Source organism: Arsenicibacter sp. R0_47, assembly GCF_057652235.1.
In genome coordinates this window covers 344775-362319 of the sequence record NZ_JBYFCJ010000004.1, presented here as the reverse complement: position 1 = coordinate 362319, position 17545 = coordinate 344775, and the positions used below count along the sequence as shown (strand labels likewise).

The window sequence follows — 17545 nt, the reverse complement described above, 5'->3', positions numbered from 1 at the left end:
CTCTTTGTCAAGGCGCATATCCCGGGCCGGGTAAAACCTGCGGACTTAACTGCGAAGGCGTTTCTATCTGTCCGTAGGTATCGCGTTCGGCCCGCAGATCACTGTCAATTCCGGACATATCGGGCTTGCTGCCTCGTTCCGTTTCCCTGTGTTGCATATAGTCGGCCCGCCTTACCGACTGCCCGTTGGCCGTTAAAGTACGGTGGACAAAATCGGCGTTACCTGCAAAAAGGCATAAGGGTAAAAGTAACGGGTAGAAGGCCTGCATAGTGGAGTCATCTTTATCAATGCCCCAAAATTGGGTGATTACGAAGTCAGGTACCATCCCCAATTTTAGTAGTCTTTTGTGTCCTGTCAGTGCTCGTCTATTGCGACACTCTGTAGGGAATGCCATTAACGTTGTGCACCCTCCGGTTGGTTGGGCAACCACGTGGGGTTGCCCCTACGCGTATAACGACGGACCGCCCCGATGCGACCAACGCGATTAGCAACCTGGCCCCCGGTGATCAGTTCTACGCCGGTGACTACAAGGTAACCGTGACGAGTATTACCGGTGCCGGGGTCGCGCACGACGGGACCGGGCGGCTGGACAGGTGAAGGCATTGTGGACGTAACGCTGCTGAAGGGCATAAACCTGCCCGCTCAGGTGACCTTCGACAATGCAAAACTGAATGATTGCTACGAACTGGCAGCGGGTAAACTGGTGACGAAGTATGATCCGAGCTGGTTTGTGACCCCTGATATTCAGCATATTTTTGAAGAAACCAACGATTTAGCTACTGACATTCAGGATTTTGTAAACACCTTTACGGGCGGGAAAGAAGACATAATTAAGGTCGATGCTCTGTTGAAAGATCTTGAACAGGTCATTGCTGATGTTATGGACAACACTGAGTTAGAGCAGGCGGTAAAAGAACAGATGCTCGAAGGGTTGATTGACTCACAATGTGCCTTACAGCAGATTTCCAATAGTTTGAGCACAACTACCAATAGTGGTGGACGATTGGCTGTCAGTAGTTGTACTTCCTGTACGTCAATCCCTGATTGTCTTAAGAAGGCAACAGAAAGTGCGCTCAAATTCACATCTGCTATCTGGGAGGGACTAAAAAATGCGATCTCATGTAATGGTACTTATGCTAACCAGCAAGGGTTAGTACCCCGTTGCTGGTGGAAGAACGAAAAGCTATCAAGCGTTTGTGAATTAAACGATTGTGCTTCGGGAGCCTTTTTCGCTGGTATTATTGACGGTGCCTGGGAGACCGTAACAGGAATTGGTTCAATTTTAGAGGTCATCAGTTGTAACACCCGATGTGTTCCCATTGGAACAGGTGCACCATGTGCCGATAATACTAAAGCGTATACGTCACCAAAATGCGTAGCAATCCGTTCCGTCACCGATAATTTGTATTCTCTGGCGGCTGAAAATGTCAAAAAAACAGGCGCTTCCGCTTTAAACGGCTCTTTGTTCAAAGAGTTTGTCTCTTATTTTACCGATGGTAACGATTGTGGAACAGATGGAGTAGAGCCTGATGCCTGCCGAAATTACAAAGCAGGCAAGGCTATGCTGGTAGTAGTAGATATAATTGAAGGTGTTGGTGCAGCAAAAGCACTCATCAAAAGCGGACGTTCCCTGATGGAAGCCGCTATGCGAAGGGCTATTAATTACGCTCGCCAGTTAAAAGCAGGCACTACGTTTAAATTTGCCTTAAGTGCAAGCCGCAAAGAGCTTAATGTATTTGTAGGCAGTAAACTGATTGGTAATCAGACAGACAAAGGTCTTTTATTAACCAATAAAACGGATAATATCGGCACCTCAATTGCTCATGCTGAAAATGTAGAGGTTTATAACCCAATCACAAAGCAGACAGAAGTAGGTTCTATCGACGTAGATGCTAATGGTAAATGTAAGTTCGGACCTAAATGCTTCGTTGCCGGAACACCGGTACACACCCGGCAGGGCATCCGGCCTATTGAACGCATCAAGCCGGGCGATGAGGTCTTGAGCCGCGACGAACAAACCGGGCAGCAAACCTACAAACGTGTTACGCGGACGTTTGTAAAAACAGCTACTCGCTTAGTGAAAGTCTTTGCCGGTAATGATACGCTGTTAACCACGCCGGAACACCCTTTCCGGATAGGCAACCGGTGGGTAGGCGCGGGTATGTTACAGAAAGGCGACGCCTTGCAGCAAGCTGAGGTAGCCACTGCCGCCAATGTACCTTACCTGCCCCGGGCTAATCTGGAAGTAGACAGTATTGCCACCCTCGATACCACGGCCACTGTCTATAACTTTGAGGTTGCGGACTTTCATACGTACTTTGTTGGTAGGCAAGGGGTATGGGTGCATAATAGTTGTAAATTCCGTGCTGAAAGTGCAGGAGCAACATACAGCAATAAAAATAACCAGATACACCGACCTAAGAAAAGTAATGGGATATTAGATGCTAATATGACTTATGAAGTAGATGGTATCTCTTACAAAACAGATGCGCAAAGCCGCGTAACTGAAGTTGTAGTGGATGATTTACAACTAGGTAAAAGAGGTGAACGTCAAGGAAGTTATACAGATCAGATTAGTGAAATGAACCCTATTTCCGGGGATGACGGTGGTCACATAATCGGATATCAGTTTAATGGGCCACATGAAGCTATAAATTTTATACCAATGCGAAGGGATCTTAATCAACTTCGAAAAACAGACGGAGGTTGGTATAGAATGGAACAAGAATGGGCCAATGCACTAAGTGAGATACCCAAGAAGAAAGTGAACTTGACAATTCAAATAAGTTACGGAGTAAATAGGCGGCCTTTGGGATTTACTGTCAAGTATCGAATTGATAATGGACCTTTAATAACCAAACAATTTATAAACTAAAAAAATGGAGCAATTAATTGAAACAACGTTTAAACAAGTATTGAAAAGCCTTCATAAGGTTGATAATTGGGAGACATGTGTGCTAGTCATGGAATATTATAATCAAGAACCAGGAGTTGGTTATAGTGCATATTGTATTAATACAAATGGACAAACCATCGATATTGATGCAGATGTTAACTATGATTTTCTTTTTCTGTATAAAATTATTGACTGGAATAAAGAAAATGCAATAATAAATAATCTATGGAATAAGGCGCAGTTTTCATTAAATAATGAAGGAAACTTCGAAATAAAAACATGGTGGGATGAGGAGTTTCAAAAAAGACTTTATGGCGAAGGTTAAATGTATTTTATATTGATCACTCCCGTTATCGCTCGCATATTGCGAGGGATCAATATCAGGCTGGGACCGGGGCGGCGGACCGCTCTGGCCCGAAAGCTGGCTTATTGCAAAGCAATCTACTGGCGGAAGCCAGCTTTCGCTACAGGCCATTAAGCATTAAAGCCACTGTCATCGCCAGCAACTTGCGCACGATGACAGTGACAACAAAACTATTTCACCCACTCATTTTCACCGGCCGCAGGTCCGCAATACCTGCCAACATACCACCATGATTCAGTCATACACCAAATCGAGTGTCGCCCTTATGCTCGGGCTGTTGGTCTTCACCGCATCCTGTACTAAAAAAACAGAAGACGTCGCCCCCGCCGAAATCACCTGCACCCCTGCCGAATTCACCCATTCGCTGGATGGTAAGGCAAAAGGGTCGGTTAAGCTGACCACTACCGCCGGCCTCATTACCGGCATTACCTATACCGACGCTCTCAACAACTGGAAAGCGGCTATCCGCAATGAGAACGGGCTGCCCGTGGCCATGGACGGCCTCGACGATACCGGCAAGGTAGACGACAAAGACGCCGTTACCTTTAAGTACGACAGTCAGAAACGGCTCACCACGTTTGCGGTGTATTACACCTACGATGGAGTCCGCCAGGCCATCCGGAAAATCAGCCTGAGCTATACCGCAAGCGGGCAGGTGGCCAAAATCACCGATCAGAGTTTCGGTTCGTCGGATGAGCTCACCCCCGCCTTCGATGCCAACGGCGATTTAACCAAAATCACCATTCCGGACGGCAAAACAACGGCGGTCTTTCTGGAATCAGCTTACGAGACCACGCAGCCCAATCCAGTCGGGGGGCTTCCGGTGGGTCTGCGGCTGCTGATCAATTATTTCGGCAGCTATGCCTACTACAACACCGAAACCAATTACGACCTGCTGCTGAGTAAACACCGGCTCAAAAGCCGCACCTACCCGATGTTTGATGCCACGGAGAGCTTTACCTACCCCAACGGCAACGCCTCCTTCAGCACCGTCATCAAGGAATCGGGGAGGCAGATCGCGGCCAATACATTCACCGTCAACACCGTCTGTAAATAGCGTCCGGAGCTTCCCGGCAAACCACCGTTTTTACCCGCATAACCACCAACACACGCAATGCGCTATCATTACCTGCCAACCGTTTGTCTGCTGAGCCTGAGTCTTGTTGCCCGGGCCCAGCAAAAGCCGCAGCTCAATTACACCGTGGATTCGGTGGCGATCTACACCCTCACGGCCGATGCCCTCGACCCAGGCCGCGAGATATGGCTCCAGAAAGGCTACGTTTCCCACATCGGTGTCGGTCCGGAGGGTGATGTCAGTGTCGGGGTGTTCCGGCAGCACAACATCTACCTCAACGGGGACAAAGCCGCCCGCATCCGCAGCGGGCTCAACACCCTCCCCGCCCTGCTGCGCACCACCTTCCGCAACGGGCAGCTCGTGCGCGAGGGGGCCGGTGCCCCGCAGGAAAGCTTTATCAGCCTGACCAGCGGCCTGGCCAACCCCTTCACCTACCGCGCCAGTCAGGTCAGCAGCCTGGTCGGCGGCGTACAGGCCAAAACCGTCCTGGCCGACAATCAGCAGGGGGCCACGCCGCTCGGCGAGCTGCTCACCAACGATCCGAAGGGCATCGGCTATCGCGGCGACCGCTACATCCGCCGTCGTTTTGCTGCCATCGGCCCGGATCTGGTCATCGACTACCAGCCCTATCAGTTTGTGCCCTTTTCGGCCCGCTACCTTCCGCAGGGCGACCCCACGATGCGGAAGCTTCCGCTGGTGCAGGGTGACAAGAACACGGTGCTGCTGAGCACCCGCTACCCGCAGCAGGGGCGGCTGTCGTATTTTCACATAAAGGACCGGTCCATCAATACCGCTGCGGACGCCGATGAAGCCCACGGAATTTTCGCGGTCGGCCTGCTATCAGCAGGCGGTGTTTCTCAGACTGATTACGCTTAGCTGATAATAATACGCCATCCTCCTCCGATTGATTTCAGAGGAGGACGGCGTATTATTCCGAACAGGTTGATGCTTGCAGGCAATTTGGTCGCCGAACTTAATTACACCCCGTTCCCGTAATCGTAAAGGTAACGACATCGGTTATCCGGTCGCCACAGGCATTGGTAGTGGCGGCTGTCATGGTAAAGGTACCGGGTTGTTTAATGTTAAGGACATTTACGGTATACGTCCCGGGCCGGCGGTAAACGCTGCTGAACACATATCCACCCGGCCCCGTAAACACGGCGCTTGTGCCGGTAATCGTTGTCTGCACACTGACAGGGCAATTCCCGGGTCCCAAAACGGCCAGATTGGCAGGTGGATTAGCTTTGACCGATGCCGTAAGTGCATTTACCGTAAGACTGACCGTGGTTGTACTAGCCACATTATCAGTGCCAGCTACCGTTACGGTAAACGTCTGCACGCCCGAAACACCAATACCTGCCGATGCTGAAACGGCTGGTGTAGCGGTAGCGGACAGCGCAATGCCCGGTGGAGCGGCCCACGTATAACTGAACGGGGTGCTATTGCCGGTGGCGGTCACTGAAAGTGTCGCCGTTGACCCGGCGCAGATGACCGCGGGCTGGGCCGAGGCCATCAGTTCAGGTGCCGAACTGGTGGACAGATAGCCCAGATAATTTTTACTGTTTGGGTATTCCCCCTGATTGTATTGAAAATAGAGTTTGTTCTTATAGACAATCGGATAGCCGGAAAAGCCATAGTCCGTTGGATTGATATTATCGATAACACTCAGTGCCGTGCCGTCAAACTGAGCCACCTGATAATACCCGTTACTGTTGCTGTACTGGAAATACAGATTATCGTTGTAAAGCATTGGATAACCGGTAAAACCGGCATCACTGTTGCCTGGATTATTGACTTTGGTCAGTGCGTTGCCGTCATACCGGCCCAGGCTATAATGATAGTCTTTGTCGGCATACATGAAACAAAGCGTATTGTTATACACCGTTGCGTAGTCCATGAAACCATCATCAGCGGGGTCCAGGTTAGGTGTCAATGTGATCGTAGTCCCGTCGAACCGGGCCAGCTGGTTTTTATTAGTACTGTTCCGGTACTTGATATACAGATTACCGTTATACACCACCGCCGGATTAGTCATCACATTACCGCCTCCTGTGGGGTTGGCAATCAGGGAAATGGTGGTGCCGTCGAAGGTTGCCAGCTGGTAGTTGCCTCCACTGGTCAGGTACGGAAAGCAGAGCGTACCGGCATACACCGCCGGAAAACTAAACGACGTATTTTCCGTTTGAACCGTTGCGTTTGGGTTGGTGATGAGGGTCATTGCCGTTCCGTCATACTGCGCTAACCGGAATTTATAGGTCGGATCAAGCCCGCTAAAAACGGTTTCGGTATACTGAAAATAAAGCTTATTGTTGTACACGATCGGGTAACCATTGAAGCCGACATCGAACGGGCTGCTACCGGTCGGGTTGTTGATCAGTGTTACAGTGGTACCATCAAACTTTGCGAGTTGATAGGCACTGCCGCTGACCGTGTACTGGAAATATAAATTACTGTTGTAGACGATGGGGTAGGTGGCAAAACCGGCATCATCGGCCCCCGGATTGTCAACCAGCGTAATGCTGGTCCCGTCGAAATACGCCACCTGGTTTTTACCGCTGCCACTCCGGTAGGCAAAACAGAGCTTATCGCCCAAAACGGTCAGAAAACCATATAGTTCGCCGTCACTGGTCGGGTTCGGAATTTTAGTAATGCTGATTCCATCAAATTGCGCCAGTTGGGCCTTCGGCGTAGCCGGATCACCATAATAGATAAAACAAATCTTATCTTTAAAGAGGATGGTGCTGCTCGAAATGCCTAAATCGCTGCTGACCGGATTAGGCACCAGGCTGATCTGACCGTATACGGTGCAGGCCATACACCATAGGATGATAATAAGCCCCAACCGGTGTCGGAGTGTCCGATATGGTTCATGGAGCCATGCCGCCGGTATTCGCTCAAAGCCGGAAAGTTGGTGAATCGCGGATAGACAGGAAGTTGAACGTGTCATTGGGTACATCAGGTTTAGCTTAGGTTATGACTCAGAACGGAATGTGCGGAGCGTTATCAGCTGACTAGTGCCTGGATCATAAACGGCGTACCGGATTGTGCCAACGGCAGCTATGGTACGTACCGGCAGACGATCGGGGCCAGAGGTGCAAAGGAAGCAGAAACTGATACTGACCGATAGCACATTTGGGACAATTGCTGTCCCATTTATTATGATCTGCTTATTTTGAGGAGGTTGGCGAGGATGGGAAGTATCTACGTCCTGTAGGGAATGCCATTAACGTTGTGGATCCTCCGGTTAGTTGGGCAACCACGTGGGGTTGCCCCTACGGGGATATGGTATACGGGCTTATCGCTTGTATAGTACTATTCAGAATATTGCCGGATGATAGACAGGATTGCCGCCCCCAGCTGTTTGGTTTTGGTTTTGCCCATGCCTTTAATCTTCAGTAATTCGGCAGGAGATCCGGGCCGGACGCGCACCAGTTCCAGAATCGTCTTCTGCGGCAAAACCATGTAGCCGGTCGTGTTGTGTTCGCCGGCGAGGTCGTCGCGCCATTTCATCAGTGCCCCGTACAGACCCTTGCCGATGGTGTCGCCTTTGCGGGTTTTGGTTCCTTCGTCCAGTTGCTTACGGGCGGGCCGGAAATCGAGCTCGGCATGGTTGCGGGCCTCCAGATAGGCCAGGGCCGAAAACTGTTTCTGACAGGCGGCAAAACACGAACGTTTGGTAAACAGCTCCTTTTCCAGTTCGTCGAGGCGTTCGAGCAGGCTGTCGCGCAGCTGTTTGTTGTCGCAATCGGTGGGGGCATCGTGCAGAAACGGATTTAATTCGTTTTTAATAACCTCCTGAAAGTAAGCCCCGGCCTTTTTGATCCGGTCCTGTAGCGCTTCGTTTTCTTCCGGCAGTTCGGGGGCCGAAAAGTAGGTGGTTAACTGATGCTGAAACCGGCGGCCGATGTCCCGCGCTTTGTCCCGCATCAGATCGTCGAGTGTTGCCAGTCCTGTCTTTAGCTCATCGCTGAAACTGTCGTCGCTTTCTTCCAGAAATTTACGGCAACGGGAGGCCAGCGAGGCGGCCCGTTCGAAGGCAAACAACTCCCGGATCAGGAGTTCCTGATTGCTGCGTTTTGAGTCGGTCAGTTCCTGCTCGCCGGGTGTTTTTTGCTGTACCTGTTCGTGAAACTCCTCCAGTGTGAACTCCGTTTTGATGCTGCTGGAGGGAATAGGGGTATGCAACACAAGTCCTTCCAGCGTTTTGCAACGGCTGAGGGCTACATAGACCTGCCCGTGGGCAAAGGCAGCGGAAGCATCGATGATTGCCTTTTCGAACGTCAGGCCCTGACTCTTGTGGATGGTAATGGCCCAGGCGAGCCGCAGCGGAAACTGCCGGAACGTACCGATGGGGTCAGCCTTGATCTCCTTCGTAGCCGGATCAATGCTATACCGTAGGTTAGTCCACTCAACAGGCAGCACCGTAATGACTGATTCCTCGCCCGGACACTTTACATAGATTGTGTCGTCATCCATCGCCACAATGCGGCCTATTTTCCCGTTATAGTACAGTTTTTCGTAGGTCGCATCGTTCTTGATGAACATCACCTGGGCACCGTTTTTCAGTTCCAGTTCGGCCTCGGTGGGGTAGTTGTTGGGTTGAAACTCGCCGTCGATGGTGGCCGTAAAGGTGCGGGCCTTTGCGTTTAACGCCTGTAGTTTCCGGGCATTGATCTGCTGGGCAGCCTGATTGTGGGTTGACAGGGTAATGTAGCCCTCGTCGTCTTTCGGGGCAAAATCCGGAATGTATCGCTTGTTAAGTTCGTCGAGCTGGACTCCGGAAATCCGTTTTTCACGGATGCTGTTCAGAATGCCGATAAACCGTTCGTCGGACTGCCGGTAAATATGCGTCAGTTCAATGGAAATATACGGTGTCTGCCGCAGGGCGCGGCTGCTGAAAAAATACCCGGTTTCGTAGTACGGTTGGAGCAGTGCCCATTCTTCGTCGCGGATGACGGGCGGTAATTGTTGCATGTCGCCGATCATCAGCAGCTGCACCCCGCCGAACGGGGCACTGTTGTAGCGGTACCGGCGCAGAATATCATCAATCCCATCCAGAATATCGGCCCTGACCATACTGATTTCGTCGATTACGAGCAGGTCGAGGGTACGAAGCAACCTGATTTTGTCGCGGGTGAATTTGCGGGCTTCCTGTAAAGGTGCGCCAGGCACGATGGGGCCAAACGGAAGCTGAAACAGGGAATGAATGGTAACGCCGCCGGCGTTGATGGCCGCCACCCCGGTCGGTGCCACAACGGCCATGCGTTTCACGGATTGTTGTTTAATCTGCTGCAGAAAGGTTGTTTTTCCGGTGCCGGCTTTACCGGTCAGAAAGAGATTCCGGTTGGTGTGCAGGACAAAATTCCGGGCAAGTTCCAGTTTTTCGTTAACGGGGGAAGACATAGGCGTAATAAAGGCGCAGCGCACTTTCAGGGTCAGTAAAACTATCGTTTATGACGGAAAAATGCAGTCCGGGCAACGGGTAATCTGCCGGTTGGCTGTGCAAAAATGATGAAGTAAAGATACAGCTTTCTGCTGAACCGTGAAAGGCTGTTACCTTTGCCGGGTATGTTAGACATTATTCATCATGCCGATGGTCTGGTGGCCATTAATAAACCGCACGGCCTGCTTGTGCATCGTTCGCCGATTGCCGGCGATGCCAGTGAATTTGCCGTACAACTGTTGCGGGATCAGCTGGGTCAGCGGGTATATCCCGTACATCGCCTCGACCGGAAAACGGGCGGAGTGCTGCTGTTTGCGTTGACTGAAACCCTTAATCCGGTGATGCAGGGGCTTTTTGCGGAAGGTAAGGTTCATAAAACCTATCTGGCGATTGTGCGTGGCTATACGCCTGATAGCCTGGCTATTGATTATCCGCTAAAGCGTGAGGACGGGGTTGTGCAGGAGGCCTTTACCAGGCTTACCACGCTGCAACGGACTGAAATTCCGCTTGCGTCAGGCAAACATGCTACCTCCCGCTACTCGCTGGTAGAACTGGAGCCGACCACGGGCCGGATGCATCAGCTTCGCAAGCATATGGCCCATGTCATGCATCCGATTATCGGCGACCGGCCCCATGGCTGTAACAAGCAGAATAAGTTGTTTAAAGAGCAGTTTGCCATGCATACAATGCTGCTACATGCCCGTAACCTCACCTTTGTCCATCCGGAAACTGGTCAGGCCGTTTACATTGCTGCTCCGCCGCAAGCCGAATTCATCCGTATGCAACAGCTTTTGTTTTAGCAGGAGTAGCAGAATAGTACAATTGTGCGAAGATGACTCAAAACCAGTATTTGCTCATATTTTACTTGATTAATTAATATTATATAAACATTATTTTATTTTTAATGCTATTTTAAGCTATGTTTAATAGCAATTTAACAACAAACATTGACTTTTAGCTAGCCAAAGCCATATCAAAGCGGCAAATGATAAAAGAAAGGGGTGAATTTATTCCTGGTTTAGTCATAGTTGGCCCTCACTTAAACTTGAACTACCTGAATGAAGACCAAGCCCGTTCTCTTCGATGAGGAGGAGGTATTGCATGAGTTAAAGCATTATTTGCCGGCTCAGGCCCCTCTCAAGGATTTTATCCATCATAACACGCTTCACGCTTTTCAGAATCAGCCATTCTACGATGCCATCCACCGCGCATCGGTGACGTTCGGATATAAGGTGTCACTGAGTTTACGTGAATACCGGGAAGCCTATGCCGCCGGCCGCATTAAAGCAGAGGTTCTGGAACAGAAAATCCGCGAACGGAAAGGGGAGGACGCCCTGAATAGCTGGAAAGAGCGTGTACTGAACAAATCGTATGATACCACTGATCTGCCGCGGATCGGTCAGCTGCGGGCTAACTGGAAACGGCGCTATCGCATTGATCTGGATTCACTGGTACATCCGGTCCTGTTCCGTGTGCTATGCTCGTATCTGGATCAGGGCATTTCGATCTGGAGCTTTCCGGCGGAGGAAAAGCGCTTTCTGCATGCCTTGCGGGAAATGGAAAAAAAGAGCTTCAGCAGTTTTTTCCGGACACGGCGGGTAAAGGAGCTATTTATACAGGAGCAGGTGACGCTTACGGGCCTGCTCAGGCAGCTGGTAGGCGATGAGGCCTGGTTTGAACAATACCTTTACGATCAGCAATTTGCCCATCAGGGTTGGTCGGGTATGGTTTCTGCCATTGAAGATCAGCCGCAGACCCTGCTTGATCAAAAGCCGGTTTCGCTGCACGATCTGATTTTCTTTGAGCTGCTGCTGGAAATTGACGCCCTGGATTATCAGTTCGGAGCCGGGAAATGGAATCCACTCGCCGAACAACTGACCGATACCCCGCCTGCGTTATTTGCGGATGTTGTCACAACCGAGCTGGATGAGGTGCTGACGATCTGGCAGGATGCCTACGAATGGAGTTACTATGAGCAGGTACTGGCGGGTATTGTGGCCAATTACGGACCAAAGCCCGCTCCGGCCGAAAAAAGCTTTCAGGCCTTGTTCTGTATCGACGACCGCGAATGCTCCTTCCGCCGGTATGTTGAGCAGCTTGATCCGGGCTGTGAAACATTTGGTACCCCCGGCTTTTTCAATGTTGAGTTTTTCTACCAGCCACAAGATGGTCAGTTCCTGTCCAAGCTTTGTCCGGCTCCGGTTACACCAAAGTATCTGGTAAAGGAAATTGAGGCCAAAAGCGCCCGCGAACGGGATATTCACTTTACCAAACACGCCCATTCGTTCCACAGCGGCTGGCTGATTTCGCAGACACTGGGGTTCTGGTCTGCCATCCGGTTATTCGTGAATATTTTCCGGCCGACAATGACACCCGCCACTGCTTCGTCGTTTAAGCACATGGATAAGCATGCAAAGCTGACGGTGGAGCATACGTCGGCCGATGCGGTGCAGGACGGATTGCAGGTTGGCTTTACGGTACCCGAGATGGTCACCCGCGTCGAAGGGCTGTTGAAAAGTATTGGGCTTGTTAAGGATTTTGCTCCCCTCGTCTATGTGGTCGGGCACGGGTCAAGCAGCGTAAACAATCCGCACTATGCGGCCTATGACTGCGGTGCCTGCTCGGGCCGCGCCGGGTCGGTAAATGCCCGTGTAGTCTGTACAATGGCTAACCACCCGGCGGTGCGGGCGGAGCTGCGGGAGCGCGGGATCATGATTCCGGATACCACTGATTTTGTCGGCGCCCTGCACGATACTACCCGTGATGAAATTGTCTTTTACGATGAACACAAGTTGTCGCCGGATAATCAGCAACGGCATTCGGAAAATGAAATAACCTTTGGCCGGGCCCTCGACTATAATGCGAAAGAACGTTCGCGCCGGTTTGAGTCGATTGATACCCGGCTGAGTGCAAAGCGTATCCATGAGCTGATCAAAATCCGGTCGGTGTCTTTATTTGAGCCACGGCCTGAGCTGAACCACGCCACCAATGCCCTGTGTATTGTCGGTAAACGGGATCTGACGAAAGGACTTTTCCTGGACCGGCGGTCGTTTATGAATTCCTACGATTATCAGATTGACCCCGATGGAAATTACCTGTTTTCGATCCTGAAAGCGGCGGCTCCGGTATGCGGGGGAATTAATCTGGAGTATTATTTCTCCCGGGTTGATAACCAGAAACTAGGCGCCGGTTCTAAACTGCCGCACAATGTGATGGGGCTGTTTGGGGTGGCCAATGGTATTGACGGTGACCTGCGTCCGGGTCTGCCGAGTCAGATGATTGAAGTGCACGATCCGGTCCGGTTGCTGATCATTGTACAGCATTTTCCGGAAGTGGTGCTGAAAACCATTCAGCGGGCACCGGAGACCTACGAATGGTTTATCAATGAGTGGGTCCGCCTGGTGGTGTTCCACCCGGAAACGCAGGACTTATACGTCTTCTCAAATGGTAAATTTACGCCGTATGTGACTGTTAACGAGAGTGTTAGTAGATTGAGCGATATTACGCCGCTCGTCGAGGCACATCAGGAAAACTTACCGGTTTACGCATTACACTAACCTGCCAGGAAAACTCATGTCTATATTACCAGTCTTTATATTACTGCCGCTGGCGGGCTATCTTATCAGTTTAGTCCTGCCGGCCAAACGGGAGAGCCTGATTTCAGTCCTTTCGTTCGGTATTGTCGGTGCTCATCTCACGGGTGCTGTGGCCTTTCTGATTTACTGGCTGCTCAACGGGCATCCGGTGCTCAACGAAAAGGATTTTGTTGTGTTCAAAGCGCCCGGCTACGAGTTTTTTATCGACCTATACTTTGATAAAATCACGGCAATGTACCTGTTTGTCGGGGCCTTCCTGACGTTTCTGGTAACGCTGTACAGCCGCTATTACATGCACCGCGAATCGGGATACAAGCGGTTCTTCAATACTATTTTGTTTTTCTATCTGGGGTATAACATCACTATTTTTTCCGGAAACATCGAAACCCTGTTCGTTGGCTGGGAAATTCTGGGTATTTCCTCCTTTCTGTTGATCGCCTTTTACCGCGACCGGTATCTTCCGGTCAAAAATGCGGTGAAGGTATTTTCTATATACCGCATCGGAGATGTCGGATTGATCCTGGCTATGTGGATGAGCCATCATCTGTGGCACGAAAACATTACATTCCTGAAGCTAAGTAATTTCGACCTTGTACACGAGCACTTACAGTCACACACCTTTATCGGAGCCTTTATCTCCCTGATGATTCTGGTATCGGCGTCGGCGAAGTCAGCTCAGCTGCCGTTTTCGTCGTGGCTGCCCCGGGCGATGGAAGGTCCTACGCCTTCGAGTGCCATTTTTTACGGGTCCCTGTCAGTGCATCTGGGGGTGTTTCTGATGCTCCGTACCTGGGTGTTCTGGGAACATCAGCTATCGATCCGGATTCTTATCGGAATGATCGGGTTCCTGAGCATGTTTGTGGCCACCGGAATTGCCCGGGTGCAGTCATCGGTAAAGAGTCAGATTGCCTACGCCTCCATTGCGCAGATCGGATTGATCTTCATTGAAATGGCCCTGGGCTTCGAAAATCTGGCCCTTTTCCATTTTGCCGGCAACGCGTTTCTGCGGACCTATCAGCTGCTGGTATCGCCTTCAGTGGTCAGTTACCTCATCCGTGAGCAGTTTTATAATGTGTCATTCCGTGAACGGACAATTGAAGCGATCTATCCGGAAAAACTGCGGAATACGTTGTATATCCTGAGTCTTAAAGAATGGAATCTGGATTCGCTGATGTACCGTTACCTGTGGAATCCGTTAAAGTGGGCCGGTAACCAGCTGAATTTTCTGACGCTGAACCGGGTCCTGCTCTTTTTTATTCCTACCTATGTCTTCGGGTTAATTTGCTTGTTTTATGAGGGATTAATTCCGGCATCGGTACATACGGTTCTATCAACCATTTTTTCGTTGCTGGGCTTGGTGATGGTACTGAAGTCTTTTACGGAACGCCGGAAAGCACGGATGAGCTGGACGCTGGTGGTAATGAATCACTTCTGGATTGCGCTATCCATCTCGTTTAATGAGCACTTTACCTTCGACCACGTTGCGCTTTATTTGAGTGGGATCATTGTGGCAGGTCTGGTGGGGTATGTTTGCCTGAGCCGTTTAAAGAAACTGGAAGGAACAATCCATCTGGGGCAGTTTCACGGGCATTCTTACCGGCATCCGCGCATTGCCCTGTTGTTTTTGCTGGCCTGTCTCGGTGTGTCCGGTTTTCCGATATCTCCGTCATTTGTGGGTGAGGACCTTATTTTTACCCATATTCATGAGGATCAGGTAGTACTGGCCTTTTTTACGGCGCTGAGCCTGATTCTGGACGGGTTAGCGATCATGCGGATTTATGCCCGGGTCTTCCTCGGTCCGCATGTTAAATCAATCTACGAAATGGCGTATCGCTCATCCTGAGTATCGTTCGATTATTGGTTTCATAGGTGGTAAAACAGAAAATGGTGGCACGCCAATCCGTTGGATTCGGTTGTGCCACCATGTAGTTATAAGTGCTTCAGGTGCTGAGAAAGTCCTTGGACTCAGGAAACGCCTTTAAACCCTTCCTGATTGATAAACGGCTGATTCCGAAGACGCTGACCGGTGGCTTTGAAGTACGCATTAGACACCGCTGCACCCGTTGGCGGCAGTGCCGGTTCGCCAAGGCCGGTCGGCTCAATGCCATTGTCGACAAAGTGAACCTCTACGTCAGGGACTTCATTCATCCGGATCAGCCGGTAGTCGTTAAAGTTTGTCTGTTGCGGTACACCGTCCTTAAAGGTCATGTTGCCGTACATCGCATGACCGATGCCATCGACAACACCACCCGTTACCTGCTGCCGGGCACCGCTCTGGTTAATGATAATGCCGCAGTCGGCGGCGGCGTAAATCTTCTGCAATACCGGCTTACCTTTCTGCATCACTACTTCGCCCACCTGAGCAACGTAGGAGTTGTGCGAGAAATACACGCTGAAGCCCTGGGCTACCGGCTTGCCGTCGGCGCCTTTTTTCTTACCCCAGTTTGATTTCTCCGCTGCCAGCCTGATGACGGCCTTCATCCGGTCGATATCATATTTGATGGCACCGGTTGGTGTAGTTTTGGCCTTTTCGAGCAGGTCGAGCCGGAACTGTACCGGATCCTTACCGGCGGCCGTGGCTACTTCATCGAGGAACGATTGTTCGGCAAAGGCCAGGAAGTTGGTGATCGGAGCACGCCATGCCCCTGTCGTAATCGGTGATTTATGGTCGGCCGAATCAATGAGCAGGTTCGGCACGGCCCCCGACGGGAAATTGTCTTCGCGGGTGGCATTGCCGGCGTTGATACTGGCACCCCGCAGTTTATAGCCGATCATATTGCCCTGCGCATCGAGGGCGGCTTCAAAGCGGTAACGAACGGCCGGACGGTAGCTGCCACCGGTCATGTCGTCTTCGCGGGTCCAGATCAGTTTTACCGGCGCCTTAACGAGGCTTGACAGCTCAGCCGCTTCAACCACGTAATCGGCTTTCAGCCGGCGGCCGAAGCCACCGCCCATCCGGGTAAGGTCAACGGTAATCTTGTCAACGGGAATATTCAGGAGCTTAGCCGTTTCATTGCGGGCTGCATCCGGCGTCTGGGTCGGTCCGACGAGTTCGCAGCTTTCCGGACCGTTCGGCCCGAATTTCACATGGGCGAAGAAATTCATCGGCTCCATCGGGCTGTGGGGCAGGAACGGACACTGGTACTCGGCTTTAACAACCTTAGCCGCTGATTTAAACGCAGCTTCCACATCGCCGTCTTTCCGCCGGACTGTTGCCTTTTCGCTGTTGAGCATGTCGGTAAACAGGCGGTCGTGGTCGGTGTTGCTCTCCAGGGTACCCTCTTTTTCCCACTCAATCTTCAGCGCTTCGCGGGCTTTCTTAACCTGCCAAGTCGATTTACCCACCACGGCCACGTTGTTTTTAAAGGTAACAACATCGACAATGCCGGGCATGGCTTTGGCCGCTTTTGCATCAACTGATTTCAGCTTATACCCGAATGCCGGCCGCTGAATCATGCCGGTCAGCATGCCTTCACGGTAAAAGTCAATGCCGAACAGTGGTTTTCCGGTCAGGATATTTTTGTTATCGACGTTTTTAATCGTTCCGCCGATCAGCTTAAAGTTTTTAGGGTCTTTCAGCGGAACGTCGGTCGGGACGGGCAGTTTAGCGGCGTCGGCCACCAGCTCCCCGTAAGGCAGTTTGCGGTTCGATGCTTTATGGAAAACGACGCCTTTGTCGGTTGTCAGTTCGCTGGCCGGAACGTTCCAGCGCTGGGCGGCGGCCTGCATCAGCAACTGACGGGCCGTGGCGCCGGCTTTGCGGAGGCGCGTCCACGAGTGCTTGATGGCCCCGCTGCCACCGGTCAGCTGGCGTTCAAATTTCTTGTTATCCAGTGCCGACTGCACCACGTTCACGCGGTTCCAGTCAACGTCCAGTTCTTCGGCTACCACAATCGGGAAGGCCGTTTTGATGCCCTGGCCGATCTCGGGGTTCGGCGACAGGATCGTAACCAGCCCGTCGGGAGCGATGGACAGGAAACTGTTGAATTCAACCGAGGCAACGGCTGTGCTGCCCGACGAACTGTTGACAAGTACCGGAACCGTTGGGCCTGCGGGCAGTACGTCGGCTGCCGCCGGCTCAAACCAGTTAAAGCCTAATACCAGACCGCCGCCCGCCGAAGCGGCTATTTTTAGAAAACTACGTCTTGTTGAGGTCATTTCTGTACAGGCG

Annotated in this window: 12 protein-coding genes; 8 read left to right on the top strand and 4 right to left on the bottom strand. The window is 51.4% G+C overall.

From position 1 onward, the window contains the following. Positions 1–7: 7 nt before the first annotated feature. The gene (locus tag AC23NW_RS10210; protein ID WP_487449274.1) at positions 8–268 is read right to left on the bottom strand and encodes a hypothetical protein; all 261 of its coding nucleotides are present in this window, start codon (positions 266–268) and stop codon (positions 8–10) included. Between the two features lie 119 nt (positions 269–387). On the opposite strand from AC23NW_RS10210, the gene AC23NW_RS10205 reads away from it, so the two are divergent. The 5 genes from AC23NW_RS10205 to AC23NW_RS10185 all read left to right on the top strand — a co-directional run bounded on the left by AC23NW_RS10205 (position 388) and on the right by AC23NW_RS10185 (position 5211). Next, positions 388–597 carry a hypothetical protein gene (locus AC23NW_RS10205; RefSeq protein WP_487449273.1) on the top strand — a complete coding sequence of 70 codons (210 nt, stop codon included), beginning with the start codon at positions 388–390 and terminating at the stop codon, positions 595–597. 7 nt (positions 598–604) lie between these two features. Then, entirely contained in the window at positions 605–2875 is a 2271-nt protein-coding gene (locus AC23NW_RS10200; RefSeq protein ID WP_487449271.1) for a polymorphic toxin-type HINT domain-containing protein, read from the top strand. 4 nt (positions 2876–2879) lie between these two features. After that, complete coding sequence (locus AC23NW_RS10195; protein WP_487449269.1) at positions 2880–3221, top strand: hypothetical protein; 342 nt, start codon at positions 2880–2882, stop codon at positions 3219–3221. A gap of 268 nt (positions 3222–3489) precedes the next feature. After that, positions 3490–4317: a hypothetical protein gene (locus AC23NW_RS10190; protein ID WP_487449267.1), complete on the top strand. Its 828-nt coding sequence runs from the start codon at positions 3490–3492 to the stop codon at positions 4315–4317. A gap of 57 nt (positions 4318–4374) precedes the next feature. Beyond that, positions 4375–5211: a hypothetical protein gene (locus tag AC23NW_RS10185; protein WP_487449265.1), complete on the top strand. Its 837-nt coding sequence runs from the start codon at positions 4375–4377 to the stop codon at positions 5209–5211. A gap of 97 nt (positions 5212–5308) precedes the next feature. On the opposite strand, the gene AC23NW_RS10180 is transcribed toward AC23NW_RS10185, so the two are convergent. Continuing rightward, the gene (locus AC23NW_RS10180) at positions 5309–7150 is read right to left on the bottom strand and encodes a hypothetical protein (protein WP_487449264.1); all 1842 of its coding nucleotides are present in this window, start codon (positions 7148–7150) and stop codon (positions 5309–5311) included. Positions 7151–7647: 497 nt separating this feature from the next. After that, positions 7648–9738, bottom strand: a complete 2091-nt coding sequence (locus AC23NW_RS10175) for an HRDC domain-containing protein (protein WP_487449262.1) — start codon at positions 9736–9738, stop codon at positions 7648–7650. Positions 9739–9903: 165 nt separating this feature from the next. Between AC23NW_RS10175 and AC23NW_RS10170 the strand changes: the two genes are divergently transcribed. The 3 genes from AC23NW_RS10170 to AC23NW_RS10160 all read left to right on the top strand — a co-directional run bounded on the left by AC23NW_RS10170 (position 9904) and on the right by AC23NW_RS10160 (position 15217). Next, complete coding sequence (locus tag AC23NW_RS10170; RefSeq protein ID WP_487449260.1) at positions 9904–10578, top strand: pseudouridine synthase; 675 nt, start codon at positions 9904–9906, stop codon at positions 10576–10578. 258 nt (positions 10579–10836) lie between these two features. Then, a complete protein-coding gene (locus AC23NW_RS10165) occupies positions 10837–13335 on the top strand; it encodes a YbcC family protein (RefSeq protein WP_487449259.1) in 2499 nt (832 codons plus the stop codon). 16 nt (positions 13336–13351) lie between these two features. After that, the gene (locus AC23NW_RS10160; protein ID WP_487449257.1) at positions 13352–15217 is read left to right on the top strand and encodes a proton-conducting transporter transmembrane domain-containing protein; all 1866 of its coding nucleotides are present in this window, start codon (positions 13352–13354) and stop codon (positions 15215–15217) included. 122 nt (positions 15218–15339) lie between these two features. Here AC23NW_RS10160 and AC23NW_RS10155 read toward each other — a convergent pair whose 3' ends face one another. Continuing rightward, on the bottom strand, positions 15340–17532 hold the full coding sequence (locus AC23NW_RS10155) for a xanthine dehydrogenase family protein molybdopterin-binding subunit (protein WP_487449255.1): 2193 nt from the start codon (positions 17530–17532) through the stop codon (positions 15340–15342). Between the last annotated feature and the right edge of the window lie 13 nt (positions 17533–17545).